The sequence below is a fragment of the Gordonia zhenghanii genome (assembly GCF_021738965.1).
In the GTDB taxonomy this organism is placed as follows: Bacteria; Actinomycetota; Actinomycetes; order Mycobacteriales; family Mycobacteriaceae; genus Gordonia; species Gordonia zhenghanii.
Map to the genome: position 1 here is coordinate 79,757 of NZ_JAKKOQ010000015.1, position 25,616 is coordinate 105,372.

The 25,616-nt window shown below is 66.3% G+C and carries 20 protein-coding genes; 4 read left to right on the forward strand and 16 right to left on the reverse strand.

The genetic code is table 11. From position 1 onward, the window contains the following. Positions 1-96: 96 nt before the first annotated feature. Positions 97-2,988, forward strand: coding sequence for an aminomethyl-transferring glycine dehydrogenase (gene gcvP, locus L5G32_RS16145; RefSeq protein WP_237012095.1), 2,892 nt, complete (start codon positions 97-99; stop codon positions 2,986-2,988). 4 nt (positions 2,989-2,992) lie between these two features. On the opposite strand, the gene L5G32_RS16150 is transcribed toward gcvP, so the two are convergent. From L5G32_RS16150 to sfnG, 6 genes are read right to left on the reverse strand one after another with little or no spacing between them, the layout of a single operon-like run. Then, positions 2,993-3,427 carry a hypothetical protein gene (locus L5G32_RS16150; RefSeq protein WP_237012096.1) on the reverse strand — a complete coding sequence of 145 codons (435 nt, stop codon included), beginning with the start codon at positions 3,425-3,427 and terminating at the stop codon, positions 2,993-2,995. Continuing rightward, positions 3,424-3,951, reverse strand: a complete 528-nt coding sequence (locus tag L5G32_RS16155) for a flavin reductase family protein (RefSeq protein ID WP_237012097.1) — start codon at positions 3,949-3,951, stop codon at positions 3,424-3,426. The genes L5G32_RS16150 and L5G32_RS16155 overlap by 4 nt, the downstream gene beginning before the upstream one ends. A gap of 59 nt (positions 3,952-4,010) precedes the next feature. Then, positions 4,011-5,183 (reverse strand): LLM class flavin-dependent oxidoreductase, encoded by a 1,173-nt coding sequence (locus L5G32_RS16160; RefSeq protein WP_237012098.1) that lies wholly within the window; start codon positions 5,181-5,183, stop codon positions 4,011-4,013. Between the two features lie 32 nt (positions 5,184-5,215). Further along, the gene (locus L5G32_RS16165) at positions 5,216-6,385 is read right to left on the reverse strand and encodes an SfnB family sulfur acquisition oxidoreductase (protein ID WP_237012099.1); all 1,170 of its coding nucleotides are present in this window, start codon (positions 6,383-6,385) and stop codon (positions 5,216-5,218) included. A 3-nt stretch (positions 6,386-6,388) separates the two neighbouring features. Continuing rightward, complete coding sequence (locus L5G32_RS16170) at positions 6,389-7,609, reverse strand: acyl-CoA dehydrogenase family protein (protein ID WP_237012100.1); 1,221 nt, start codon at positions 7,607-7,609, stop codon at positions 6,389-6,391. Positions 7,610-7,649: 40 nt separating this feature from the next. Beyond that, positions 7,650-8,816: a dimethylsulfone monooxygenase SfnG gene (gene sfnG / locus L5G32_RS16175; RefSeq protein WP_237012101.1), complete on the reverse strand. Its 1,167-nt coding sequence runs from the start codon at positions 8,814-8,816 to the stop codon at positions 7,650-7,652. Between the two features lie 239 nt (positions 8,817-9,055). On the opposite strand from sfnG, the gene L5G32_RS16180 reads away from it, so the two are divergent. Next, entirely contained in the window at positions 9,056-10,225 is a 1,170-nt protein-coding gene (locus L5G32_RS16180) for a DUF7373 family lipoprotein (RefSeq protein ID WP_237012102.1), read from the forward strand. A 172-nt stretch (positions 10,226-10,397) separates the two neighbouring features. Here the strand turns inward: L5G32_RS16180 and L5G32_RS16185 are convergent, their stop codons facing one another. The 8 genes from L5G32_RS16185 to L5G32_RS16220 form a co-directional block, all read right to left on the reverse strand. Next, complete coding sequence (locus L5G32_RS16185; RefSeq protein ID WP_237012103.1) at positions 10,398-11,630, reverse strand: substrate-binding domain-containing protein; 1,233 nt, start codon at positions 11,628-11,630, stop codon at positions 10,398-10,400. A gap of 114 nt (positions 11,631-11,744) precedes the next feature. After that, positions 11,745-13,907, reverse strand: coding sequence for a malate synthase G (locus tag L5G32_RS16190; protein ID WP_237012104.1), 2,163 nt, complete (start codon positions 13,905-13,907; stop codon positions 11,745-11,747). Positions 13,908-13,991: 84 nt separating this feature from the next. After that, complete coding sequence (locus tag L5G32_RS16195; RefSeq protein ID WP_237012105.1) at positions 13,992-14,915, reverse strand: 3-methyladenine DNA glycosylase; 924 nt, start codon at positions 14,913-14,915, stop codon at positions 13,992-13,994. Continuing rightward, a complete protein-coding gene (locus L5G32_RS16200) occupies positions 14,915-15,991 on the reverse strand; it encodes a hemolysin family protein (protein ID WP_237012106.1) in 1,077 nt (358 codons plus the stop codon). Before L5G32_RS16200 ends, L5G32_RS16195 begins: the two co-directional genes overlap by 1 nt. Further along, positions 15,984-17,366 (reverse strand): hemolysin family protein, encoded by a 1,383-nt coding sequence (locus tag L5G32_RS16205; RefSeq protein ID WP_237012107.1) that lies wholly within the window; start codon positions 17,364-17,366, stop codon positions 15,984-15,986. The genes L5G32_RS16200 and L5G32_RS16205 overlap by 8 nt, the downstream gene beginning before the upstream one ends. A 10-nt stretch (positions 17,367-17,376) precedes the next feature. Beyond that, positions 17,377-18,816 (reverse strand): GMP reductase, encoded by a 1,440-nt coding sequence (gene guaB1, locus L5G32_RS16210; protein ID WP_237012108.1) that lies wholly within the window; start codon positions 18,814-18,816, stop codon positions 17,377-17,379. Positions 18,817-18,914: 98 nt separating this feature from the next. Further along, positions 18,915-19,856, reverse strand: coding sequence for a M56 family metallopeptidase (locus L5G32_RS16215; protein ID WP_237012109.1), 942 nt, complete (start codon positions 19,854-19,856; stop codon positions 18,915-18,917). 54 nt (positions 19,857-19,910) lie between these two features. Next, positions 19,911-20,303: a BlaI/MecI/CopY family transcriptional regulator gene (locus L5G32_RS16220; RefSeq protein WP_237012110.1), complete on the reverse strand. Its 393-nt coding sequence runs from the start codon at positions 20,301-20,303 to the stop codon at positions 19,911-19,913. A 312-nt stretch (positions 20,304-20,615) separates the two neighbouring features. On the opposite strand from L5G32_RS16220, the gene L5G32_RS16225 reads away from it, so the two are divergent. Next, positions 20,616-21,035, forward strand: coding sequence for a PaaI family thioesterase (locus L5G32_RS16225; RefSeq protein WP_237012111.1), 420 nt, complete (start codon positions 20,616-20,618; stop codon positions 21,033-21,035). Positions 21,036-21,115: 80 nt separating this feature from the next. Then, a complete protein-coding gene (locus L5G32_RS16230) occupies positions 21,116-23,020 on the forward strand; it encodes a BCCT family transporter (RefSeq protein ID WP_237012112.1) in 1,905 nt (634 codons plus the stop codon). Positions 23,021-23,122: 102 nt separating this feature from the next. Here the strand turns inward: L5G32_RS16230 and L5G32_RS16235 are convergent, their stop codons facing one another. Together L5G32_RS16235 and L5G32_RS16240 are read right to left on the reverse strand one after the other, a co-directional pair. Further along, a complete protein-coding gene (locus L5G32_RS16235) occupies positions 23,123-24,040 on the reverse strand; it encodes a hypothetical protein (RefSeq protein ID WP_237012113.1) in 918 nt (305 codons plus the stop codon). Between the two features lie 132 nt (positions 24,041-24,172). Continuing rightward, positions 24,173-25,603, reverse strand: coding sequence for an NAD(P)/FAD-dependent oxidoreductase (locus L5G32_RS16240; RefSeq protein WP_237012114.1), 1,431 nt, complete (start codon positions 25,601-25,603; stop codon positions 24,173-24,175). Positions 25,604-25,616 lie beyond the last annotated feature (13 nt).

Here is a 25,616-nt window from a genome sequence, read left to right on the forward strand (position 1 = left end):
AGCCGAATCTCTCAGGCGTCGCTCCGCGACATGGACAGAGGGAGAGGGCCCAGTCCGGGCGCCGCGCTCGGACCTGACGACAGATAGGTCCCTCCTGTGACGGACACGTCCCTGCCGAACCCCGCCCCTTCCTCGCCGTTCTCGCAACGGCATCTCGGCCCGGATGCGGCCGAACTCGCTCGCATCCTCGATGTACTCGGCGTGGCGTCGCTCGACGAACTCGCCGCCGACGTGGTTCCCGCGACGATCGCGGACGGAGTCGGCGACGATGGCGTCGCCACCGGACTCGACGCACTTCCTGCCCCGCTGAGCGAAGCCGCGGCCACCGCCGCGATGCGCGAACTCGCGAACCGGAACGTCGTCGCCCGGTCTATGATCGGCCTCGGCTATTACGACACGCACACGCCGACCGTGATCAAGCGCAACATCCTCGAGAATCCCGCGTGGTACACGGCGTACACGCCGTACCAGCCGGAGATCAGCCAGGGCCGTCTCGAAGTGCTCCTCAACTTCCAGACGATGGTGTCGGACCTGACCGGGATGGAGGTCGCCAACGCGTCGATGCTCGACGAGGGCACCGCTGCCGCTGAAGCCATGACCCTGCTGCGTCGCGCCGCGAAGGCGAAATCGCCCCGCGTCGTGGTGGACGCCGACCTGTTCCCGCAGACGCGCGCTGTCATCGACACGCGTGCCGAGCCTCTCGGCATCGAGGTGGTCGAAGCCGTCCTCGATCCGACCGCAGACGGTGCGGGTCTGCCCGACGGCGACTTCTTCGGTGTCGTCTTCCAGACGCCCGGAGCCTCGGGCGCGCTCGTCGACGCAGGCCCGATCATCGAGGCGGCGCACGCCCGCGGTGCACTCGTCGCGGCAGGCGTCGACCTGTTGGCGGCGACGCTCGTCACCCCGCCCGGGGAACTCGGGGCGGACGCCTGCTTCGGCACCACCCAGCGCTTCGGCGTCCCGATGGGCTTCGGCGGCCCGCACGCGGGCTACCTCGCCGTGCACACCAAGGTGACCCGTCAGCTTCCGGGCCGACTCGTCGGAGTCTCTAAGGACGCCGACGGCGCCGTCGCCTACCGGCTGGCATTGCAGACGCGGGAACAGCACATCCGCCGTGAGAAGGCGACCAGCAACATCTGTACCGCGCAGGTCCTGCTCGCGATCATCGCCGCGACCTACGCCTCGTACCACGGTCCGGACGGTCTCAAGGAGATCGCGCGCCGCGTGCACGACACCACGGCCGACCTCGCGAACCGGCTGACCGGTGCGGGCCTGAGTGTGGAGCACGCCTCGTTCTTCGACACGATCGTGGTGCGGGCGGACGGTCGCGCCGCGGAGGTCGTAGCGGCCGCCAAGTCCGAGGGTGTCAACCTCCGACTGGTCGACGGCGACCGCATCGGCATCGCCTGCGACGAGACGACGACCGAGGCCGACGTCGCCGTCGTCCTGCGGGCCTTCGGCGCACCTGAGGCCGAGTCGTCTTCCTTCGCGCAGCCGATCGAGAACCGGACGAGTGAGTACCTCACGCATCCCGCCTTCACCTCCCACCGCACCGAGACCTCGATGCTGCGGTACCTGCGCGCCTTGTCGGACAAGGACATCGCACTGGACCGAAGCATGATTCCGCTCGGCTCGTGCACCATGAAACTGAATGCGGCCACCGAGATGGAGCCGATCACCTGGCCGGAGATCGGCGGACTGCACCCGTTCGCGCCGCTCGGTGACTCCGAGGGCATCCGTGAACTCATCACCACCCTCGAGGACTGGCTCGTCGCCGTCACCGGATACGACCGGGTGAGTCTGCAGCCGAATGCTGGTTCGCAGGGGGAGTACGCAGGCCTGCTCGCGATCAGGAACTACCATCGCTCCCGCGGCGACGAGGCGCGCGACGTGTGCCTCATCCCGTCGAGCGCGCACGGCACCAACGCCGCCTCGGCCGTCATGGCCGGCCTGCGCGTGGTGGTCGTCGCCAGCCGTGACTCGGGCGACGTCGACATCGACGATCTGCGCGCCAAGATCGACAAGCACCGCGACGAGCTGGCGGCCATCATGATCACCTACCCGTCCACGCACGGCGTGTTCGAGCACGAGGTCACCGACATCTGCGGCGCCGTCCACGATGCGGGTGGCCAGGTGTATGTCGACGGAGCGAACTTGAACGCCCTCGTCGGGTTGGCCCGACCCGGTCAGTTCGGCGGCGACGTCTCGCATCTGAACCTGCACAAGACGTTCTGCATCCCGCACGGCGGTGGTGGTCCCGGTGTCGGCCCTGTCGCCGTCCGCGAACACCTGGCTCCGTTCCTGCCGGGTCACCCGCTCGCCGAGGAACTCGACTCGACCGGGATCACGATCTCGGCCGCCCCGTACGGCTCGGCGTCGATCCTGCCGATCACTTACGCGTACATCGCGATGATGGGCGCGCAGGGGCTGCGTGCCGCGTCGTTGACGGCGATCGCGTCAGCGAACTACATCGCACGCCGCCTCGGTGACCACTACCCGGTGCTGTACACGGGCGAGAACGGCTGGGTGGGACATGAGTGCATCCTCGACCTGCGGGATCTGTCCAAGCAGACCGGCGTCTCGGTCGACGACGTCGCCAAGCGTCTTGCCGACTACGGCTTCCACGCCCCGACCATGAGCTTTCCGGTGGCCGGGACCCTCATGGTGGAGCCGACCGAGAGTGAGAACCTCGCCGAGATCGACGCGTTCATCGACGCGATGATCGCGATCCGCGGCGAGATCGACAAGGTCGCCGACGGTACGTGGACCGCCGACGACAACCCGCTCGCCGGTGCACCGCACACGGCGGAGTGCCTGGTCGGCGAGTGGGATCACGGTTACGACCGGATGACCGCCGTGTACCCGACGGGACTGCCGTCTTCCGGAGGTCGGGTCAAAGTCTGGCCCGCGGTCCGTCGGATCGACGGCGCGTTCGGCGACCGCAACCTGGTGTGCAGTTGCCCGCCGCTGGAGGCCTTCGCCGAGTAGCGCCTCACCGTGCGTCGGTGTACGCGAACGCGCGTGCGCCGACGCCGAGGAGTTCGACGAGATCGGGTGTGAGGCGATCGATCAGGGCGTGGGCGTGCGGGCCGCGCAGGGTGACGCCGTCGGCGACTCCGGTCGCCTCGATGTCGTGCAGGAGCCGGACGAGGGTCGCGACCGTGCCGGGGTGCACGATCGTCCCGGTCCGGGCGCCGGGCGCCCACCCCGGGTTCGCGTCGGCGTATTCGGCGAACGCCGCTGTCACCGTGTCGGCGACGTGGACGTCGATGTCGACGAACACCGGGCGAGCGGAGCGAGCGGCCGCTGCTGCGGCCTCACCGAGACTCGACGACCGGATCCGGGTGGGTGGCGCACCCGCGGACGAGTCGGTGAGCTCGGTCCAGTCGGCGTCGTCGGACTCGACGGCGATGCGTAGCGCTCTCATGCGGGATGCTCCTGTTCCAGATGGCGGAAACGGCTGTGGTGGAAGATGATCGGTTCGACGTCCGCCGCTGCGAAATGACCGTGCACGGCGAGGAGTGCGATCACGTGATCGCCCGCCGGAATCAACTGATCGACCCGAGTGTGAAATCCTGCTGCCGCGCCGTCCACATGGATCGCACCGTTGTCGGTCGCGGCCCAGTCGACGCCGTCGAATCGTTCGGACGCGGGTCTGCGGAGATGATCGGCCACCTCGCGTTGGCTGCTACCGAGCACGGTCACGCCCCAGTGGTCTGCGTTGCGGAGCACCGGCAGGGTCGTCGACGTATGAGCGATGTTCACCGAGATCAGCGGGGGATCCAGGGACACCGAGGTGAACGACGAGGCGAGCAGGCCGACCGGACCGTCGGGGCCGAGTGCGGCGACGACGACCAGGCCGGACGGGACGTGGCCGAACACCCGACGCAGTTCGTTGCCGGCCTCGTGGGCGGTGAGGTCTGTGGAGGTGAAATCCGTTGTGACAGTCATTATCTCCCTACTTGCGTAGATCTATGTAGTCGAGCTGTGCGGTGGTGGATCGGACCCGGTCAGCGTCCGGCCGGGACGAAAGGGGTGCCGGTATTCGTCGACAGTGAGGTCCGGCCTGCGTCGAAGAGTCCGCGCCGCGTCAATTCCGGGATCACACCCTCACCGAACCAGTACAGCTCTTCTAAGTGGGGGTAGCCCGAGAGCACGAACTCATCGATGCCGACGGCGGCGTACTCGGCGATCAGGTCGGCGACTTCGGTGTGCGAACCCACGAGTGCGGTGCCGGCGCCGCCGCGGACCAGGCCGACGCCCGACCACAGACCGGGGTACACCTCGAGGGCGCGCGGATCCCGCCACGAGCCGTCCGCGCGATGCGACTCGTGCAGGGCACGCATCGCGGCCTGACCGGTCGACTCGCTGCGGCCGAGCCCCGACTGCACGTGGGTCACGGTCTCCTCGTCGAGGGCTGCCAGCAGCCGCCCGGCCTCGGCCCAGGCCTGTTCGGAGGTGTCCCGAGCGATCACGTGCAGCCGGATGCCGAACCGCACGGTCCGACCCTGCTGTTCGGCCAGGGATCGGATCCAGTCGATCTTCGCGGCGACGGCCACCGGTGGTTCGCCCCACGTGAGGTAGACATCGCTGTGGCGTGCCGCGACCGGCCCGGCCTCCGGGGACGAACCGCCGAAGTAGATCGGCGGCACCGGATCCGGGAGTGACGGGATGCTCGCGTTCTCGACGGTGATGTGCTCGCCGCGGTGCGTCACTGCCTCGCCCGCCCACAGGCGACGGACGATCGAGAGGAAGTCGTCGGTCCGCGCGTACCGGGACGCCTTGTCGAGGCTGTCGCCGTACGCCCGCTGTTCGGCAGGCTCGCCACCGGTCACGACGTTGAGCAGGATGCGCCCGGGCGCATGCTTGGCGAAGGTCGAGGTCATCTGAGCGGCCAGCGTCGGACTGATCAGTCCGGGACGGAACGCGACGAGGAAGCCGATGCGTTCGGTCTCCCGCGCGAGCATCGCCGTCGTCAGCCACGCGTCCTGGCACCAGGCGCCTGCCGGTGTGAGTGCGGCGGTGAAGCCGAAGTCCTCGGCGGCGCGTCCGATGGACGAGAGGTAACCGATGGACGCGTCACGGTCACCGCCCGCGACTCCGGCGGGCAAGCCGTGACCGCCTCCGACGATGAACCGGGAGTCGCCGTACGTCGGCAGGAACCAGTGAAGTTTTACAGACATGTCGAGACGTTCCTTTATAGCGTTGATAGAGGTCAGAGAGTTCCGTGGCTGGGCGGAGGCTGGCGTTCGACGGCCCAGCGGCCGAGATGCTGGAGCTTCCAACGCTCGGGGTCGTGCAGGGTGTGCGTACGGGCGTCACGCCAGTAGCGGTCGAGGTTCGCCCGCCCCGAGGCCGTACGTGTGCCGCCGAAATCGAACAACTCGCTGCCGGCCCGCCGGGCGGCACGGCCGGCGGCTACCTTGGCCGCCGCAGTCGCCAGGGCTGCGTCGGCGATCGTCTCCGGAGTCGATGCGGCCTCTGCCTCGTCGATCCGGTCGGCCGCCTCGCGGAGGAGCGCGGCCGCCGACCGAACCGCGAGCTCGAGTTCGCCTGCCTGCGCGACGAGGAGAGGATCCTCGGCGGCCCGCTCGACGCCTGCTTCGAACCACGGTCGAGCGCGGTCCGCGAGTTCCGGAACGCTGTCGAGGGCCCCGCGAGCGATGCCTACGTCGATCGCGGCGTGCACCAGTTGTGCGCGGGTGCCGTACGTGCTCGGTGTCGCGAGCAGACGTGTGTAGTCCAGGACGAGGTCGGCGTTCACGTCGACGTCGTCCAGGAGGACAGTGCCGCTGCTCGTCGTGCGCTGTCCGAGGCCGTCCCAGTCGTCGTCGATAGTGATCCCGGCTGCGTCGGCGGGGACGTAGGCGATGACACTGCCGCCGTCCGGTCCGATCGCTCGTACCGCCAGGATGTCGGCGAACACGGCCCCGGTGGCATAGAACTTGCTGCCGGTCAGCCGCAGCCGCCCGTCGCGGCGACGCAACGTGGTCGCATCGTCGAGGACGGTCTTCCCGCCGCGTTCGGTCTGAGCGTTCGCGACCCGCGCCCCGTCGAGTACCCGGGAGAACAGGTGCTTCTTGAGCACGTCCGACCCGACCCGGCGGGCGGCGTCGACGAACACGAAATGACTCTGGGGGATCTGCGCGACGCTCGGATCCGCGGCGGCGAGGACCGCGACGACCTCGGCGAGGGGGCGGGCTCCGAGACCGGGCCCACCGAACTCGGCCGGCACGGTGACCGCGAGCAGGCCCGTCGCAGTCAGTGCTTCGACTACGTCGAAGGGGAGAGCACGGTCGCTGTCGCGCGCGCTCGCACCCGTTGCCAGAACGGGTGCGATGCCGCGCGCGGCAGCCACCGCGGACTCGTGATCGGTGATGGCCACGGGTCAGCTGTACAGAGTGAACTGCGGAGCGCGAGCGTTCAACACCCAGTCGCCGATCTCCCTCGCCTTGTATGCGACCGGGTCGTGGACAGTGTGGGTGCGAAGATTGCGCCAGTGCCGGTCGAAACCGTATGCGCTGGTCGTGGCCCGGGCCCCCTGGATCTCGAACAGACGGGACGCGGCCTCTAGCGAGACCTTCGTGGTGACGAACTTGGCCTCGGCGATCGCGATCGCGGTATCGGCGCGCTGATCGGCAGACAGCGAGTCGCCGATGTCGAGAGCCGACTGTAGCGCATCGCCTGCACGATCGGACAGAAGTGCTGCGCCGCTGATCTGGGCACGCAGCTCACCGATCGTCTCCAGGACGTACGGGTCGTCGCCTGCACTGTCGAGGCCGGACGTCTCCCACGCGCTCGCGTTCAACCGGGTCCAGTCGAGTGCCTCCTCGAACGCGCCTTCGGCGGTGCCGATGTAGAAGTTGACGAACGCGAGCTGCCAGTGCGGAGTGACGAGTGTCTGATGGGGTGTGAACGTGGGCGGTGAGTCGGGATCGCCGAGGATCTCGCTCACGTGCACCACGGTGTTGTCGAACACGACACCGCCGGAATCGGTGAGACGCTGGCCGATGTTGTCCCAGTCGCCTTGCGGCTTGAAGCCCTCCCGGTCGGTGGGCAGGGTCAGGAAGATCAGTGCGTCACCGTAGGAGGCGGTCACCGACAGCTGGTCGGCGACACTGGCTCCCGACGCGAAGGTGCGGCGGCCGTTGAGTCGGTACGAGTCGCCGTCCTTGGTGAGCACTAGCCCGTCGGCCCCGCGCGGGTTCTGCACTCCGCCCCAGAACAGTTTCTCCTGTCCGTTACGGCGGGAGATCGCTTCGGCTTGTTCTGGAGTTCCGAAGAGGTGGGGAATCCGTTGCTGCGCAAAGTGATAGCCGATCAAGTGTGCGATAGAGGTGTCGCCGCGAGCAATGCGCCTGGTGATCTGCTGGCTCTGCGCATAGTTCAGGCCGGATCCGCCGACCTCGACGGGCTCGCCGACCTGGAGCAGATCGTGCTCGCGCAGGAGTTCGATCTCCGCGATGGGATCGGCGTTCGCCCGATCGCGCTCGGTGGCGGTGGCGCGCAACTCCGCCGCCACGAGGTCGGCGCGGCGGAGCGCGTCGGCGAACAGGTCGTCGCGTGTCTCGACGTCGTGGGTGCGGCGGTCATTGTTCGTGATGGTCATGGTGATTCCTTTTGCAAGCCGGAGGTTATGGGGACAGCGGTCAGGCGGTGAGGACGCCGTTACGGGCCAACTCGGTCTCGAGGCGTCCGCTGGAGACGAGGTCGGCTTCGAGTTCGCGGACGATCGGCAGGATGTGGGCGCCGAAGTACTCGACGTCCTCCAGATAGTGCAAGAAGCCGAGCAGGAACAGATTCACGCCGCGAGCCTTGTAGGCGACGATGCGTTCGGCGATCTGCTCCGGCGTGCCGATGAGGCCGGTCTTGAAGCCGTCGTTGTACTGGACGAGGTCGGCGAACTCGGAGTCCGCCCACATCCCTTTCCCGTCCGATGACGACGTGCCTGCCTGTTTGACTGCCGAACCGAATCCGTCGACGGCATCGCGGTCCGCTTTGTCGACGATCTCGCGGAGCACATCGCGGGCCTCGGCTTCGGTGTCGCGTCCGATGAGGAAGCCGTTCAGCCCGAACTTGACGGTCCGGCCGTGGATCGCGGCCTCGGTGTTGACGTCGAGCACCTGTTCGGAGAGTCCGTCGAAGTCTTTGCCGTTGCTGAAGTACCAGTCCGAGACGCGGCCGGCCATCGCTCGGGCAGCGGTGGAGTTTCCGCCTTGAAAGATCTCTGGATGCGGACGCCCGGGCACGTCCACGGGCTTGGGCTTCAGGTCGAAGTCGTGCAGCCGGTAGAAGTCGCCGGACAGTTCGGCGTGGTCGTCGGTCCAGATATTGCGCAGGTAGGTGATGAACTCCTCGGCACGGCGGTACCGCTCATCGTGTTCGAGCCACGGTTCGCCGAGCTTGGTGAACTCGTCTTTGAACCAGCCGGAGACGACGTTCACCGCAGCGCGTCCACCGGAGATGTGGTCGGCTGTCGCCAGGAACTTCGCGAGGACACCGGGGTGCCACAGGCCCGGATGGACCGCGGCGATCACCTTGAGTCGTTCGGTCGCGAGCAGTAGCGCCAGCGAGAAGCTGGTCGACTCGTGTTGATAGGCGGCGCCGTACGACGAGATGTAGCGGACCTGCGAGAGCGCGTAGTCGAATCCGTTGTTCTCGGCGAGGACTGCGAGACGGCGGTTGTAGTCGTACCCCCAGTCGGTGCGCTGCTCGATCTTGGAGACGACGAGACCGCCGCTGACATTGGGGACCCAGTATGCGAACTGCAGTGGTGCGGTCGCGGCTTCGAGTCGTTGCGAGCTGATTTCGGGCATGACGAGATAGACCTCCTGAAGGTCTGGTAGCTGATGGTTCTTGTTGTGGCGGGACGCCCGAGCGGGCAACACCGACCGGGGGTCACCCGATCAGCGACATCGGCGGTGGCTCGATGCGGCTGCTCGCGGTGAGGTGGTCATGGGAACGAGTGTGCGCCGCGGCGATCAGGACGTCGAGTAATTCAATCGTCGTGGTTTCAATACACGTGACTTACGATGGCGATGTGCGAAGAGTTGCGATGGCGATCGGAATACCGCTGGTAGCAGGCCTGGCGGCCTGCACAGTCGACGGTGCTCCGGTCCGAACGCCGATCGAACTCGACACCGGTTCGTACTCCGCGACACTGACCGACGACGATGCATCCGGTCCGAAGCATCGAGCGGCTGTTGCGCTCGGCGAGTTCATCCCCTTGCGAACCGAGCTCGATCCGCGCATCGGACACGCAACCATCGGCAGCGGTCCGCTGAGCAGTATCGAGAATCTGTCGCCTCTCTACGACGTCGACGTGAAGTCGATCCCGGAGAATGCCGCCTTCGAGTTCGGTTTCACCGCCAGCGGCAACAACTATGCGCCAGGCACGGGAATGGACCTCGACGAGAGGGAGAGCTTGCGGACCGGTGTCCTGCGGTACACGGATCCGGCAACTGCCCGAGCGGCGATGGATCCGACCATTGACGCCATCGCAACTCGGTGGAAGAAGATGGACGACCGTGACCGCGCTGACGTGCAGACCAAGCCGCTGACGGGTGGCCCCGACGGTGCAGTGATGGTCCGACAGAACAACTACTACCCGGACGGTGTGGACGTCCGCGCGATGGCCGTCTCCGGGCGGGACGTGTTGTACGCCGAGGTGTACGGATATTCACCGGAGACGGCGGAGGCGACGGTGCGTCGCTCACTGATCGCGCAGAAGAAGGCGAGCGATGCCTCCCGCGACATCGCCGTGGTCGACGAATACGAGAACCGCGACTTCTTCACTCTCACCGTGCCCTATCTGAAGGCGGACGACCGCTACATGTTCGAAGGCAGCGTCGCCGGGCCGCGTGCCTTCGCGACCAAGTTCCACGACGATAAGAAGTCCTTGACCGCCTTCACCGACGCGGACGTCGACCTGATCAGCGAGCGGTCCACCGTCGTGTATCGAGCAGGAACACCGGACAAGTCGTCCGGACTACGGGAGTTCTTCCTGGCAGCGTGGGCCGACGGTGGAGCCAAGGCCGTGCCGTCGCCGCTCGACTTGTCCTCGGCGAAATGCATGCAGGGCGAAGGTGACACCGGGTCGGACGGTCCGTGGTTCTCTTGTGCGGTCGCGGTCGATCGGTACCTCGCGACCTCGGAGGGCGACACGTTGGAGGACGCACAGCAGAAGATCGCCGCGCAGTACACGCTGTTGACGAAGTTCGGCTGAGGGGGTCTCGACTTCGCTCGACCAGCGGTAGGTGTCTCGACCGGCGGGGAGGGTCTCGACTTCGCTCGACCGGCGGTGGGGGTCTCGACTTCGCTCGACCAGCGGTAGGTGTCTCGACGGACTGGGTGGTGGGGTCTCGACTCCGCTGGTCGAGCGGAGTCGAGACCCTCGCCTACTTAGGGACGGCGGCGGGAAGGACGAGCTTGCTGATCGCCACCGTTGCCGCAGGCTCGGGCGCGGGGAGCGGATCGGCGACGTCGCCGAACTTCACGGTCGCCGTCGCGGCGGGAAGCGGGCCTGCGCCCCGGAATCCCATGCCGGTCAGGATCTTCATCTGCGGCGGTTTGCGGACAAAGGTCACGAACTCGGCGATGGCGTCGCCGATGTGGGCCGGAACCTGATCGCCGGACAGTCGGACCACGGGGTAGTCGGCGACCGGTGTCGATCCGGTCGGTGCGACGGCGGTGACGCGGGCACGCTCGTCGTCCTTCGTGAGCGAGTACAACCGCTGTTCGGTGACCGGGACGGCGCGGACCTTGGCGTCGGCCGGATCACCTGCCGTGGCGACCGCCTCGACGGCAGCCTCGGTGGAGCCGTCGCCGATTCGCGGCGGCGCCGACATCAACTGCTCCACTGCGTCGTTCACGCGCGGCCGGTTCACCTCGGCGAGGGTGAGCGCATCCTTCTCGTCTGCGGTCGCGGCCGCGACCGCTTGCGCGGCGAGCGCCGTCGCATCCGACTGAGGACCGTTCGGCATCGCCATGCGCAGGGAACCCCAACTCCGGTGACCGAACGCGGACAGCGAGTTCGCCAAGGTCAGGTCGGGGAGGTCGGCCCAGCCGATGCGGTCGTTCGCCGCCTGAGCGAGTTCGGGTTCGACGGCCAACCGGACAGGGGAGGAGACCAACGACTCCGGCGGGCCTTGCAGTGCTTCTGGCTTCTCGGTCTGCAGAGCGGCGGACCACACCGAGGACTCCGGAATCCAGGCGCCGGGGAACGCGCCGAACGCCTGGGAGTCCCAGTTGCGGGCGGTCAGCCCTTCGAGGGTGGCGCGCGCGTCAGCGGGACGCACCTGGATCGTCACGCAGTGGTCTCGGACGATAGGGGAGGTGTGGTTGTAGTTCTGAGCGATCCGTTGCAGGCCCGGAGCGATGGCGGGATCTGCGACGATCGGCACCGTCGCCTTGCCCTCGACACACGATGCGGCCTCGTCGGTCGCCGTGTCGTCGATCTGGTCGCCGAGCTTAGTCCACGCGGTGATCACGGCAGCGACCAAGATGACGATCAGCGCGACAGCCACCAGTGGTCGCGCGATGAACGGGCCCTTTCGGCCCGCTGGCGCCCGTCCGTCTGCAGCGCCCTGTCTGTCCGTCGGCTGCTCTCCGCCCGTCGAATGCTTCGACACGCCGGTTCCCCTCTTGTCGTCACAATCTGTAGTCAATCGTGCAAGAACGCTTCGTGAAGACACCGAGCCCGGACCGAATCCGGCCCGGGCTCGGTGTTCACACCTTCGGGTATATCAGGCGTTGGCCGCCTTGTACTCGCGGCGCGCCCGGTGCAGGATCGGTTCGGTGTAACCGCTGGGCTGGGTGGCCCCTTCCAGGATCAGCGCCTTCGCGGCGTTGAACGCGATGTTGGTGGCGAAGTCGGCAGCCAACGGACGGTACTCCGGATCGCCCGCATTCTGTCGGTCGACGACCGGAGCCATCCGCTCGAGGGCAGCGACGACATCGTCCTCGGTGACGATGCCGTGGCGCAGCCAGTTGGCGAGCAACTGGCTCGAGATGCGCAGCGTCGCACGGTCCTCCATGAGCGCGATGTCATGGATGTCGGGCACCTTGGAGCAGCCGACGCCCTGGTCGATCCAGCGGACCACGTAGCCGAGGATCGACTGCGCGTTGTTGTCGAGCTCCTCGCGCTTCTCCTCCTCGGTCCAGTCCGTGGTCTTCGCCAACGGGATCGTCAGGATGTCGTCGACCGATGCCGGCTCACGCTTGGCGATCTCGTCCTGACGCTCGAAGACGTCGACCTCGTGGTAGTGCAGCGCGTGCAGCGTCGCGGCCGTCGGTGACGGAACCCACGCGGTGTTGGCGCCCGCGGTCGGGTGTCCGATCTTCTTCTCGAGCATGTCGGCCATCAGGTCTGGCATGGCCCACATGCCCTTGCCGATCTGCGCCTTGTGCTCGAGTCCCGCTGCCAGGCCGACGTCGACGTTCGAGTCCTCGTACGCGTTGAACCAGGTCTGACCCTTGATCTCGTCCTTGCGGACGAAGGGGCCGGCCTCCATCGAGGTGTGAATCTCGTCGCCGGTGCGGTCGAGGAAGCCGGTGTTGATGAAGACGACACGCTCGGAGGCCGCTTTGATGGACGCCTTCAGGTTCACCGACGTGCGGCGTTCCTCGTCCATGATGCCGACCTTGACGGTGTTGCGTTCGAGTCCGAGGACGTCCTCGACACGACCGAACAGCTCCGAGGTGAAAGCGACTTCGTCGGGGCCGTGCATCTTCGGCTTCACGATGTAGATCGACCCGGTCCGCGAGTTCTGCAGGCCGTCGGGGCTCATGCCGTGGACGCCGATGGCCGCGGTGATGAGCGCGTCCATGATGCCCTCTGGGACCTCGTTGCCCTCTGCATCGAGGATGGCGGGGTTGGTCATCAGATGGCCGACGTTCCGGACGAACAGCAAGCTGCGTCCGTGGACCTCGTAGTCCGAGCCGTCCGGGGCGGTGTACACATGGTTCGGGTTGAGGACGCGGGTGAAGGTCTTGCCGCCCTTGCTGACCTCTTCGGCCAGGTCGCCCTTGTTGAGACCGAGCCAGTTGGTGTACCCGAGGACCTTGTCCTCGGCGTCGACGGCCGCGACGGAGTCCTCGAAGTCCATGATCGTGGTGATCGCCGACTCGACGGAGACGTCCTTGACGCCCGCGGCGTCGGTCGAACCGATCGGCGACTCAGCGTCGATCTGGATCTCCAGGTGAAGGCCGTTGTTGCGCAGCACGATCACGGTCGGAGCCGCGGGCTCTCCGCGGTAACCGACGAAGGCGGACGGGTCGGCGAACGTCGTGTCGGATCCACCGACAGTGACGACGACCTTGTCGCCGTCGACGACATACGACGTGGCGTCGGCGTGGCTGCCCTGCTCAAGGGGGACGGCCTTGTCCAGGAATGCCTTCGCGAAGGCGATCACCTTGTCGCCGCGAACCTTGTTGTACGAGGAGCCCTTCTCGGCGCCGTCGGCCTCGCTGATGGCGTCGGTGCCGTACAGCGCGTCGTACAGCGAGCCCCACCGAGCGTTCGACGCGTTGAGTGCGAAGCGTGCGTTGAGGATCGGGACCACCAACTGCGGGCCGGGGACCGTGGTGATCTCGTCGTCGACGTTCGTCGTGGTGATCTCGAAGTCGTCCGGCTCGGGGACCAGGTAGCCGATCTCGGTCAGGTACGCCTTGTACTCGGCGAAGTCGGCGTCCTTGTGATCGCGGTGCCACGCGTCGAGCTTGGTCTGGAAGCCGTCGCGGACGGCGAGCAGTTCACGGTTGCGCGGTGCGAGGTCGTTGATGACCGCTGCGGCACCGGCCCAGAACTTGTCGGCGTCTACGCCGGTACCGGGAAGAGCTTTGTTGTTGACGAAGTCGTAGAGGACCTCAGCGACCTGCAAGCCGTTGACGGTGACACGGTTGGACATGACGACCTTTCCTGTGCGATCGGAAGGGAACGATTCTCCGGCGCCGAGGGCGCCGGCTCGTTCCGGGTACGGATGCACCCTGCGTCAGCTATCATACCCGCCGGTAACTTGTTGATTCCTGGCGGTGTGTGACGCCGTGTCGAGGGTGCGAGCGACGTCGACGAGTTTATCGCGGAGGGCCGCACCGCGTCGCGCGATCTCCGTCTGCTCCGTCACATAACGGGCACGTCCCTCCGGTGTCTCGATCGGCACCGGCAGGTACGGACGGCCCGACATGTCGAGCACCTCGGACAAGTCGTACGGGCTCGCCCGCATGTCCAGTTCGCGAGCCGTCAACGCGAGGTCGAAGCAGTCGGCGAGTAGATCCGCACTGACCAACGGCGAGAGTCGCAGGCAGTATCGGTACATGTCCATGGTCGCGTGCAGGCAGCCCGGTTGCTCGTTGGCCACAGTGTCGGCTCGCGACAACTCGACGGCGTTGCGTCCTCGGGCGGGGTCGGTGAAGAAGCGGAACGCGTCGAAATGGGTGCACACCAGCCGGTTGCTCTCGACGACGGCGTCGGTGCCCGCAGCCCCCAACCGCAGTGGGTGCGAATGGCGTTTCTCGTCGGTTCGATAGACCATCGCCCACTCGTGGAGGCCGAAGCATCCGAGTCTCGGCGGCCGTGACGCCGTCGCCTCCAGAATGCGCAGCGTGCCTGCGACGAGGTCGGCCTTGTCGAGGAGGTGATCCTCGGACACCGTCGCGGCACCGTCGCAGACCCGGTAGCCGCGCAACCCGTCGTACTCGGGAGCGTCGAGCAGGACTGTTCCGTACCCGGGATGCCACCGCGTGATCTGTGTGGGACGCGCCGCGTAGTAGGTGAACAGGAAGTCGATCACCGGGTGGGTGGCTCCGGTCCGGCGGGCCCGAAGGTACGGCCCGATCAATGCCTCGATGCGGGCCCGGTGCGCGTCGGTCCGCGCCGACCAGTCACCGCGTTCGAGGGTTCGAACGGGGTGACCCATCAGATGCGGTGCGTCGAATCGCGGACGTCGCCGACGAACGCCTCGGCGAGGTCGGCCAGGGCGAGCATGCCGATGATCGATCCTGCACCGTCGACGACGGCGGCCAGGTGTGCGCTGGCCTTCTGGAGTTGAGTTGCGGCCTCGTCGAGCGGCACCGAAGCGCTGATCTTCGGCAACGGGCGGATCCGGTCGACGGCCACCAGTGAGTCGGCGTGGATGTTCGCGTCGAAGACGTCGTCGAGAACGTCCTTGAGGTGCAGATAGCCGATGTAGGAGCCGTCGAGCCCGCGTACCGGGAACCGGGAGAAACCGGTCTCGCGGACCGCGTCCTCCACCGACCCGAGCCGTGGGCCGAGGCCACCGGTCGCCGGATCCGGACGCAGCCGCACGCTGCGGACGTCCGAGAGCGGGATCATCACTTCGTCCACAGTGCGTTTGACGGTGTCGAGGGCGCGGGTGAGCCGGTCGTGCTCGCCTGCGTCCAGGAGCCCGAGTTCACGCGACTCGCCGATCATCTGCGCGAGTTCGGTCTCGGTCACGGTCGACGCCAACTCGTCCTTGGGCTCGACGCGCATCAGTCGGAGGGCGCCGTTGGCGAGAGCGTTGTAGAGCCAGATCAGCGGTTTTGCGAGTCGCAGGAACCACAGGTGGATCGGGATCAGCAGCATCGCCGAGCTCTCCGGGCCGGCCAGCGCGATGTTCTTGGGAACCATCTCGCCGACCAGGATGTGCAGCACGACGACGATGATCAACGCGATCGTGAACCCGATCGGGTGAAGCAGACTCTCTGGCACGTTCAGGAAGTCGAGCGGCTGCTCGATGATGTGCGCGATCGCAGGCTCGCCGATGCGGCCGAGGAGGATCGAACAGATCGTGATGCCCAACTGGCAGCCCGCCAGCATCAGCGAAAGGTTCTCGGACGCCTGGATCACCGTTCGCGCGCGCTTCTTCCCCGCATCCTCCAAAGCCACGAGACGGTCGCGTCGCGCAGCGATCAAGGAGAACTCGGCGCCGACGAAGAAGGCGTTCGCGGCGAGGAGCAACACGGCGAGAAGGATTCCGGACAGGTCACCCATGCTGTTCGCCTCGCTCTGCCGTCGCGCTGTCTATCTGTGTCATCCACACCTGGTCCACGCGGCGCTGGTCCATCCGCACAACGGTGCCGCGCCAGCGTTGGACTGCGGTGTCGAGCTCGTTGTCGCCCATCGACTCGCGGACCGGCAGGTCGACGACGTCGCCGACCCGTGGAATGCGGCGGAGTTGGAACATGACCAGCCCGCCCAATGTCTCGTATGCGCCGTCGGGAGCACGGTAACCGACCGCGTCGTGCACTTCGTCCAGCCGCAGCAGTCCGGAGCACCGGTAGCCGTTGCCGACCCGCGCGACTTCGGTCTCCTCGTTGTCGTGCTCGTCGGTGACGTTTCCGAGGATCTCCTCGATGAGGTCCTCACTCGTGACCAGCCCTGCGGTCCCGCCGTACTCGTCGACCACGACGCAGACTTCGAGGCCGTCGGCGGAGATCCGGGCACGGAGCGCGTCGCCGTCGAGCGAGTCGGGGACGCGCGTCACCGGCCGTGCGATCGACCGCAGTTGGGTCGTCGTCTGTGTCGCAGTGGGCACGGTGAACGCCTGTTTGATGTGCACGACTCCGACGAGGTTGTCCAGGTCGCCGTCGTCGGCGACGAGGAAGCGGGAGTGACCGGTGCGCGAGGATGCGGAGATCAGATCGCGCACGGTGTCGCCTGGTTCGAGGCTCTCCACCCGGACGCGCGGCGTCATCAAGTCCTCGGCTGTCAGGTCGCCGAATCGCAGTGACCGGTCGACCAGACGTGCGGTGTCGGCGTCGAGTTCGCCGCGGAGTGCGGAGTTACGGACCAGCGCCACCAGTTCCGCGGCCGATCGCGCCGACTGCAGTTCTTCGGTCGGTTCCACGCCGAGACGTCGAACGAGAGCGTTTGCGCTTCCGTTCAGTCCGTTGATGGCGAGTTTGAAGATCTTCGAGAAGACCATCATGGGGCCGGCGGTGGCTCGCGCGACGCTCAGCGGCTTGGCGATGGCGAGGTTCTTGGGAACCAGTTCGCCGAGCACCATGGACAGCGACGTCGCGATCACCAGTGCCAGAGCCAACGAGACTCCGCTCTTCGCCGAGCCGTGCAGGCCGATCGCCTCGAGCACCGGATCGAAGATCTTCGCCAGGACCGGTTCGGCGATGTAGCCGGTGATCAGCGTGGTGATCGTGATGCCGAGCTGGGCGCCGGACAACTGGAACGACAGCGACCGGTGCGCGCGGTCGACGGCGCGGGCGCGACGGTCGCCGCGTCGGGCGAGGTCGTTGGAGATCGTCGACCGCTCCAGGGCTGTCAGCGAGAACTCGCCAGCGACGAACAGAGCGGTGCCGAGGGTCAAGGCCACGAACCCGATGAGGCTCGCGACGATGATCAGAATGTCCATCGGCGGTCGGTCACCATCCCCCGGGGAGCGGCCGACCCTCGGCGAAGCCTGCGGCCGACTGAACGCCGAGGACTACCTTCTCGTGGAGTTCGGGCAGGCTCGTCGCGCCGGTGTATGTGGCGGTGGAACGCACGCCGGACGAGATGTGGTCGATCAGATCCTCGACGCTGGGACGTTCGGGGTCGATGCGGATGCGCGAGGACGAGATGCCTTCCTCGAACAGTGACTTGCGGGCCCGGTCATAGGCGTTGTCGCCTACAGACCGTGCGGCGACGGCGCGTTTGGACGCCATCCCGAAGCTCACCTTGTACTCGCCGCCTGCGTCGGCGTGCAGGTCGCCCGGCGACTCGTACGTTCCGGCGAACCACGAGCCGACCATCGCGTTCGAGGCGCCTGCGGCCACCGCCAGTGCCACATCGCGGGGGTGCCGGATGCCGCCGTCCGCCCACACGTGGGCCCCGGCTTCGCGAGCAGCGGTCGCGCATTCCACGACTGCCGAGAACTGGGGCCTGCCGACACCGGTCATCATGCGAGTGGTGCACATCGCGCCGGGACCGACCCCGACCTTCACGATGTTCGCGCCGGCCTCGATGAGATCGAGAGTGCCGCGGCGCGAGACGACGTTGCCTGCCGCGAGCGGCACGCCGAGGTCGGCGCCCGCGATGGCGGACAGGGCCGAGAGCATCTTCTCCTGGTGCCCGTGCGCGGTGTCGACGACGAGGAGGTCGGCGCCCGCCGTGACGAGTGCTCGCGCGTTGCCGATGACGTCGCCGTTGATGCCGACGGCGGTCGCGACGCGCAGACGCCCCTGAGCGTTGACGTTCGGCTGGTAGATGCCCGCGCGCAACGCCCCGGTGCGGGTGAGCACGCCGACGAGCAGACCGTCGTCGTCGATCAGGACCGCGAGGTCGGCGTTGGCGTCGACGAGTGCTTCGAACACGGCCCGGGGATCGGTGTCCGCCGACAGCGTGACCGGGATCGGGGTCATTGCCGAGCGAAGATCGGTGAACATGTCGATCTCGTGTCCGGCCGCCGCGCGGGCGATCAACCCGATGGGACGGTTGTCGTCGTCGATGACCACCGCATAGCCGTGCGCGCGTTTAGGAATGAGTGCCTGGGCGTTCGCCATCAGGTCGTCGGCGCGCAGAGTGACCGGTGTGTCGGCGACCAGGTGCCGGGACTTCACCTCGCCGATGGTGCGAGCGGCGGCGTCGATCGGGACGTCCTGAGGAAGCACCACGAGGCCTCCGCGACGTGCGACGGTCTCGGCCATCCGCTTGCCTGCGATCGCCGTCATGTTCGCGACCACGAGCGGGATCGTTGTTCCGCTGCCGTCGTCGGTGGACAGGTCGACGTCGAACCGGGACGTCGCGGACGACCGATTGGGAACGATGAACAGGTCGTCGTACGTCAGGTCGTGGTCAGGTCGGTGGCCTTCTAAGAAGCGCACGTCGATTCGCCTTTCAACGGTGATGGTCGGCAGCAGTGATTGTCGTCAGCCGAGATGATCGTATGGGGTGATGGTCGTGAGTGGAGACGCCTGCGGGCTCACAGATGCGACATGAGGCGATGGAGTTCGGTGAGCCACGGGATGGCGACGGCCAGCGTCGGGACGACGAGGATCGCAATCGCGAGCAGATAGGCGGTTGCGGAGATCGCGGGCACCGGGCGTGCGTCGCAGAGTCGACGGACGCGCGCCAGCGTGGTGGGGCCGCCGACCGCCATGGTTCCGCGCGGCGCAGTCGCATCGGCGCAGGCGACGAGCGCGCGGCCGACGATGGCCGGTTCAGTCGCGTTCGCGGCCTGATCGTCTGCGAGGGCCTCGGCGAGTAGCTCCACCGCTCCCAGAGCCGATCGGGAGCGGACGAAACGGGGGAATGCCTCGTGCAAGGCGATGAACGCCTCGAGGACGAGATCGTGCCGTGCACGCAGGTGTGCGCGCTCGTGTTCGATGACTGCAGAAAGCTCGTCGTCGGAGAGCCGGTTCAGGACCCCTTCGCTGAGCACCACCCGGCTGCCGCGAAGTCCGGGCAGACAGTAGGCCAGCGGTGCGGTGACGTCGAGCACTCGGATGTCACGGCCGTGCTGGCGGTGCATGTCCACGCGGTCGACGAGATCGATCATCATCCGGTGGGCGTTGCGTCGCGCACGGGTGCGGATGCCGACTCGGATGATGCTGTAGATCAGTTTCGCACCGACCAGCAGGGTGAGCGCGAAGACGATGACGTACACGGTCCACAGGAGCCAGCCGAGCCGGTCGATCTCGTCGAGCGGATTGGTGGTGGGTGCACCGTTGACACCGGGGGACAGGAGGTTCGCGGCGATCGCCAGACCGGTGCTGAATGCGGACAGGACCGCGGCCAATGCCACTGCCTGCCACAGCGTCATGGCTGCGCGCGGCGCGTACACCGGCCAGGAGGCGTGGGCGAGGGCCTGTGGGATAGGGCCGACCAGAGCGATGGTGAGGATGCCGAACAGCAGCGCGGTCATCGGCTTTCCCTCTGGTAGTGCGGGCGAGCAGCGGCTCGCAGGTCGGTGTCGACTCTAGTGTTTCGAGTGGCGGGACGACTCTAATTCGTCCAACGCCTCGCGTAGTGCGGCGATCTCGTCGGCGTCGACCTGTCCGACGAACGACACGAGTGCGGCGTGCCGCGAACCCGGTGCCTCGGCGCCCTTGAGTGCGTCGACCATGAGGCTTGCGACGAGGTCTTCGCGGGGGCGTGCTGCAGCGTATCGGTGTGCGCGGTCGTCGCGGATCTGCGTGACCAATTCCTTCTTCGACAGGCGCTGGAGCACCGTCATCACCGTGGTGTAGGCGAGTGCTCGTGAACGAGAGAGCTCGGCATGCACCTGACGGACCGTCTGTGGCGTCGCCGACGCCCACAGGGTGTCCATCACTGCGCGTTCGAGCTCTCCGAGGCCGTTCATCTTCTTCATCTTACGTCGACTCCCGTCGAAGGTCGTGTACTGCCCTATCCCTTGTGGACAACGCCGCTGGTCTCGCTTTGGTTCCCGGCGTGGTCTGCGTCTCACTCAGCGAGCGCTTTGACATATAGGTAAGGATAACCTACATTCAATCGCAAGGATCGTCTGAGTGTCCTGAGGGCTGCAGAGACCTCCGATCCGCCGCAGTAGCCCCGTGCTCGTTCTGAGCACGGGGCTACTGACTTTCCGGAGTACGAACCGGTGTGTCTGGGAGTTTCGGGGTCCCGTATGCGTCGCCGGCCCTGTGATGGCACGCTGACCGGTATGAATGAGCACCTCGATGGGATGTTGGCGCGGGTTAAGGAATCGGTCGGCCTGGATGCGCATCTGGGCTTCGTCGTCGACGATGCGTCCGGTGACGGCGTGACCGGAACGCTGAGTATCACTTCCGATCATCATCAGCCGTTCGGCATCGTGCACGGCGGGACCTACTGTGCGCTCGCCGAGAGTGCGGCGAGCATCAGCGCCTTCTGCTGGTTGCAGGAGACCGGCATCGGCGGTACCGCAGTGGGCGTAAACAACTCGACGGATTTCCTGCGCTCCGTTTCGGACGGAGTGATCACGGTGTCGACGTCGCCGATTCACCGTGGGCGTCGCCAGCAGCTGTGGCAGATCGACATGACGGACGACCAAGGCCGACTCATCGCTCAGTCGCGGGTCAGGTTGCAGAACATCGAGATGTAAGCCTGATTCGGGTGATCTGATCAACACTTGGTCGGAGTGGGGAGTTGAACGTGGGCACCGCACGCGACACAGTAGGACGCATGGCCGATGACGAGAAGAGTAACGGTGGCGACTTTCAAAGAGACGACCCGCACAACATCCTTGCTAAAGGCGGCGACGGGGACGCACCACGCGTGCTGGTCGACCCCCTGACGGGAAAGTCCAACGAACTCGATCCGAGTGTGCTGGCGGTGCCGTCACACATGCATATCGCGGAGGATGACTCCGACGATGAGATCACAGCGAAGCTGCGGAGGCAGGGAGTCCGGATCGGTCGCGCCGGGATTGCGCCCGCCGTGTTCTGGCCTGCTCTACTGGTCATCGTCGCGGTAGCGATCGTCTCGGTGGTGGTGCCGGACGGCACAGCGACCGTGTTCAACAACATCCAGAGTTGGATCGTGGCCGATCTGGGCTGGTACTACATGTTGATCATCGGGGTGTTCGTGGTCTTCGTGATCGTGCTCGGACTGTCGCGACTGGGTCGCGTCCGACTCGGCAAGGACGGCGAGCCTCCAGAATTCACGCGGGTGTCGTGGTTCTGCATGCTCTTCGCTGCCGGGATGGGCATTGGCCTGGTCTTCTATGGTGTCGGCGAGCCGCTCACGTATGCGACCGTCCAGCAGAAGCCCGGTTGGACCGGCGAGCAGGGCGAGATCTCAGGTAAGGCGATGGCACAGACCTTCGTGCACTGGGGACTGCACCCGTGGGCTATCTACGCGGTCATCGGCCTCGCGTTGGCGTACGCGATTCACCGTCGTGGCCGCCCGGTCTCGATCCGATGGGCCCTCGAACCTCTGCTCGGCGACCGAGTCAAGGGATGGGCGGGCGACGTCATCGACGTCTTGGCGATCTTCGGCACCGTGTTCGGCATCGCGACATCGCTCGGGCTCGGCGTGCAACAGATCTCGACCGGAATGAAGTCGATCGGTGTTGTCGACACGGTCGACAACACACTGCTCGTCGTTCTGATCATCGTCATCACCTGCCTGGCCACCATCTCGGTCGTGTCCGGCCTCGGCGCCGGTATCAAGTGGCTGTCGAACATCAACCTGACCCTTGCCGGCGTACTGATCGTGTCGATGCTGATCCTCGGCCCGACCCTGTTCTTGCTGCGCAACTTCGTGCAGTCGATCGGCGTGTATCTCGCGAACGTGTTGAACATGACCTTTGACATCGGTGCGTACCAGGGGGCACAAGCCGAGGAATGGCTAAGTGATTGGACGATCTTCTACTGGGGTTGGTGGATCGCGTGGGCGCCGTTCGTCGGTGTCTTCATCGCACGGATCTCACGTGGCCGCACCGTCCGCGAGTTCATCGCGGGCTGCCTCATCGTGCCGACGTTGGTCGGGATGATCTGGTTCTCGATCATGGGCGGTTCCGGACTGTTCCGGCAGTTCTTCGGCGAAGGCGATCTAGTCGAGGGCGGTAAAGTCTCGGCAGAGAAGACGCTGTTCCAGGTTCTTCAGGGCCTTCCCGCCGGTCAGGTCCTGTCGGTGATGGCGATCATCGTCGTGGCGATTTTCTTCATCACCTCGTCGGACTCCGGCTCGCTGGTCGTCGACATGCTCGCCTCCGGCGGCCACCCGAACCCGCCCATCTGGTCGCGCATCCTGTGGGCCTTCCTCGAAGGCGCCATCGCCATCGCTCTGCTGCTCGCCGGCGGCCTCAGTTCGCTGCAGGCGGCGTCGTTGGCTACTGCTCTTCCGTTCAGCATCGTCCTGATCATGATGTGCATTGCGACCGTGCGTGGACTGCGACACGAGACATGGATGCTCAACTTCGAAGAGCACACGCGACGATTCGAGACGGCGACATCGCACATCACCAATGAGGTGTTCGAGTCAATTCCGGGCGATCCGTCCGTCGAAGAGTACGTCGACAATCGAATCGACTACCGACTCGAGCGCACGAAGGGCCTACTTGAGCGACGCGCCCAGAAGAAGTAGGTCCTAGGCGATGTAGTGATCGGAGACTCGTTCGATCGCGGAACATGCGTCTACTCCCGCTTATTGTCCGGACAATAAGTGGGAGTAGACGCTTGTCGCATTTTACTCGAGGGCGACGCTCGCGCGGACCATTCGCCGACGAAGCATCGGCATCATCGTGTGGTCGCGGAGGTCGCTGACGGTCCAGCGCGCGACGTCGGCCACGTGGTCGCGCAGAGCGTCCTCGCGCAGCTTCTCGGCGACGACGACGTCGTCGATGCCCTGGCCCGGTTTGAGATCACGCCCGTATTTGCGCAGCCGGTCGAACTCGCCGACGAGGCGGCCGTCCCATTCGTAGTCGGTGAACGCCACGCTGCCGTCACGAAGTTCGAACCGCGACTGGAGATCCGGGAGGGGCAACTGCGCTTCGATCATCTGTGCGCGTCCCCACGATTCGCCTGGGTTCGCCGAGCGGCCGTCCGAATGGCGGAGTGCCGCAGCCACCACGGCTCCACCGCGGATGCGGCGTCGATGCAGTGCGGCGTCGATTTCGTCATGACCGACGCCCATCCGTCGGGCGCTATCGAGAGCTGCGAGTGCCTCGGCGAACGACTTGCCTGCGCTCACGTCGATCGCGGTGCGCACGAGATTCGAGACGGCGATCCCGTCGACGTCGGCAACCTCGTCGTCGGAGAGTCCGCTGTGGATGTGACGTGTGGCCATCCGGCGGACGCCACCGGACCGCGACGTCGCGAAGTGCACTCGCCGATGGTCCGGCTGGAGGAGATCCAGACCGTGTATCGATGCAGCCGACTCGTTGCTGAGCGGAACGTCCTTGCCGTCGGCTGCGGCGATGACCTTCAGTCGATAGACGGCGTCGGGGACGTCGTGCTGGGGCAAGCGCGCGGTGCGCACGCACACGCCGCGGTCGACGAGCGTGAGCTCGCCGCTTCGCAGCGCCAGCTTCAGATCGGTGTCGGTCGCTCCCACATCGAGCGCGGTGCTGCGGCGGATGATGCCGTTCACGTCTTCGGGCCACATGAGCGTAGTGAACCGGACTTCGCCCGAATTGTCTCTCCCGTTATCCACAGGGTCGTAAAACGCGACAAGCGTCTACTCCCGCGTATTGTCCGGACAATAAGCGGGAGCAGACGCAGCACGCGTGAGTGCCGATTAGGCCGATCCGTTGCGCTCTTCGAGCGCCTTCTTGGCCTTGGCTCGCTCGTCGTCGGCCAGCCTCAGCCGTTCCAGATACGAGAGCTCGGTGAGCGCGTGACGCGCGTACACCTGCTGTTCGGTGACGGCGAGCTGCGTGCGGCCGCGGGTGCTGAACGCGAAGAACCAGTTGACGAACGTGTTCAGGCGATTGCGGAAGCCGACCATGTACACGAGGTGCAGGGCCAACCATCCGAGCCACGCGAAGTAGCCCTCGGTCTCGAACTTGCGCTTGGTGCCCGGGATCGGCACCTGCATGACAGCGCTGAACCGCGAGATCGTCGCCATTGAGCCCTTGTCGAAGTAGCTGAACGGCTTGCGTTGATCGGGGGTGTGGCCCTTGATCGCCGCACGGATCGCGTCGGCGGCGTAACGGCCACCTTGGATGGCGCCCTGAGCGACACCGGGGACGCCGTCGACGGCCATCATGTCGCCGACCACGAACACATTGTCGTGGCCGGGGATCGTGAGGTCCGGTCCGACCTTCACCCGACCGGCGCGGTCGAGTTCGGTGTCGGACTGCTCCGCGAGGAGCTTGCCGAGCGACGACGCCTGGACGCCTGCCGACCACACCTTGCACTGGCTCTCGATGCGGGCGATCTCGCCGTCCGGGTACTTGACCGTGAGGCTGTCGTCGTCGATGTCGGTGACCATGGCACCCAGCCGGACGTCGACGCCAAGCTCCTCCAGTCGTGCCTTCGCCTTTTCGCCGAGCTTCTCGCCGAACGGGGGGAGGACGGCGGGCGCGGCGTCGAGCAGGATCACCCGGGCCTTCGTGGGATCGATTCTGCGGAATGCGCCCTTGAGCGTCTTGTCGCTCATCTCGGCGATCTGTCCGGCCATCTCGACGCCGGTCGGGCCCGCGCCGACGACGACGAACGTCAACAGCATCTCCTGTTCGGCGGGATCGTCGGACAGTTCGGCCTGCTCGAACGCACCGAGGATGCGGCCACGCAGCTCGAGCGCGTTGTCGATGGTCTTCATACCGGGCGCGTACTCGGCGAAGTGGTCGTTGCCGAAGTACGACTGGTCGGCGCCCGCCGCGACGATCAGATCGTCGTACGGCGTCTCCGTCGTGCGTTCGAGAAGCTGCGATTTGACGGTCTGCGACTGCAGATCGATGTCGAAGACCTCACCGAGGATGACATTGGCGTTGCGCTGCTTACGCAGGATGACGCGGGTCGCCGGCGCGATCTCGCCCTCGGCGATGATTCCGGTCGCCACCTGGTACAGCATCGGCTGGAACAGGTGGTGGGTGGTCTTGGCGATCAGGGTGACGTCGACGTCGGCCTTCTTGAGGCGTTGTGCCGCGAACAGCCCGCCGAAACCCGAACCGATGATGACGACTCGTCGGCGCCGCATCGGATCGGTGGCGATGGTGTTGCTCATCGGTTGTCTCCAG

Bases quoted from the DNA above. Each gene is read 5' to 3' on its own strand.
- L5G32_RS16150 (WP_237012096.1), bottom strand. From the start codon at position 3,427: ATGAGAGCGCTACGCATCGCCGTCGAGTCCGACGACGCCGACTGGACC.
- L5G32_RS16155 (WP_237012097.1), bottom strand. From the start codon at position 3,951: ATGACTGTCACAACGGATTTCACCTCCACAGACCTCACCGCCCACGAG.
- L5G32_RS16160 (WP_237012098.1), bottom strand. From the start codon at position 5,183: ATGTCTGTAAAACTTCACTGGTTCCTGCCGACGTACGGCGACTCCCGG.
- L5G32_RS16170 (WP_237012100.1), bottom strand. From the start codon at position 7,609: ATGACCATCACGAACAATGACCGCCGCACCCACGACGTCGAGACACGC.
- sfnG (WP_237012101.1), bottom strand. From the start codon at position 8,816: ATGCCCGAAATCAGCTCGCAACGACTCGAAGCCGCGACCGCACCACTG.
- L5G32_RS16180 (WP_237012102.1), top strand. From the start codon at position 9,056: ATGGCGATCGGAATACCGCTGGTAGCAGGCCTGGCGGCCTGCACAGTC.
- L5G32_RS16190 (WP_237012104.1), bottom strand. From the start codon at position 13,907: ATGTCCAACCGTGTCACCGTCAACGGCTTGCAGGTCGCTGAGGTCCTC.
- L5G32_RS16195 (WP_237012105.1), bottom strand. From the start codon at position 14,915: ATGGGTCACCCCGTTCGAACCCTCGAACGCGGTGACTGGTCGGCGCGG.
- L5G32_RS16200 (WP_237012106.1), bottom strand. From the start codon at position 15,991: ATGGGTGACCTGTCCGGAATCCTTCTCGCCGTGTTGCTCCTCGCCGCG.
- L5G32_RS16205 (WP_237012107.1), bottom strand. From the start codon at position 17,366: ATGGACATTCTGATCATCGTCGCGAGCCTCATCGGGTTCGTGGCCTTG.
- L5G32_RS16215 (WP_237012109.1), bottom strand. From the start codon at position 19,856: ATGACCGCGCTGCTGTTCGGCATCCTCACCATCGCTCTGGTCGGCCCT.
- L5G32_RS16220 (WP_237012110.1), bottom strand. From the start codon at position 20,303: ATGAAGAAGATGAACGGCCTCGGAGAGCTCGAACGCGCAGTGATGGAC.
- L5G32_RS16225 (WP_237012111.1), top strand. From the start codon at position 20,616: ATGAATGAGCACCTCGATGGGATGTTGGCGCGGGTTAAGGAATCGGTC.
- L5G32_RS16230 (WP_237012112.1), top strand. From the start codon at position 21,116: ATGGCCGATGACGAGAAGAGTAACGGTGGCGACTTTCAAAGAGACGAC.
- L5G32_RS16235 (WP_237012113.1), bottom strand. From the start codon at position 24,040: ATGTGGCCCGAAGACGTGAACGGCATCATCCGCCGCAGCACCGCGCTC.
- L5G32_RS16240 (WP_237012114.1), bottom strand. From the start codon at position 25,603: ATGAGCAACACCATCGCCACCGATCCGATGCGGCGCCGACGAGTCGTC.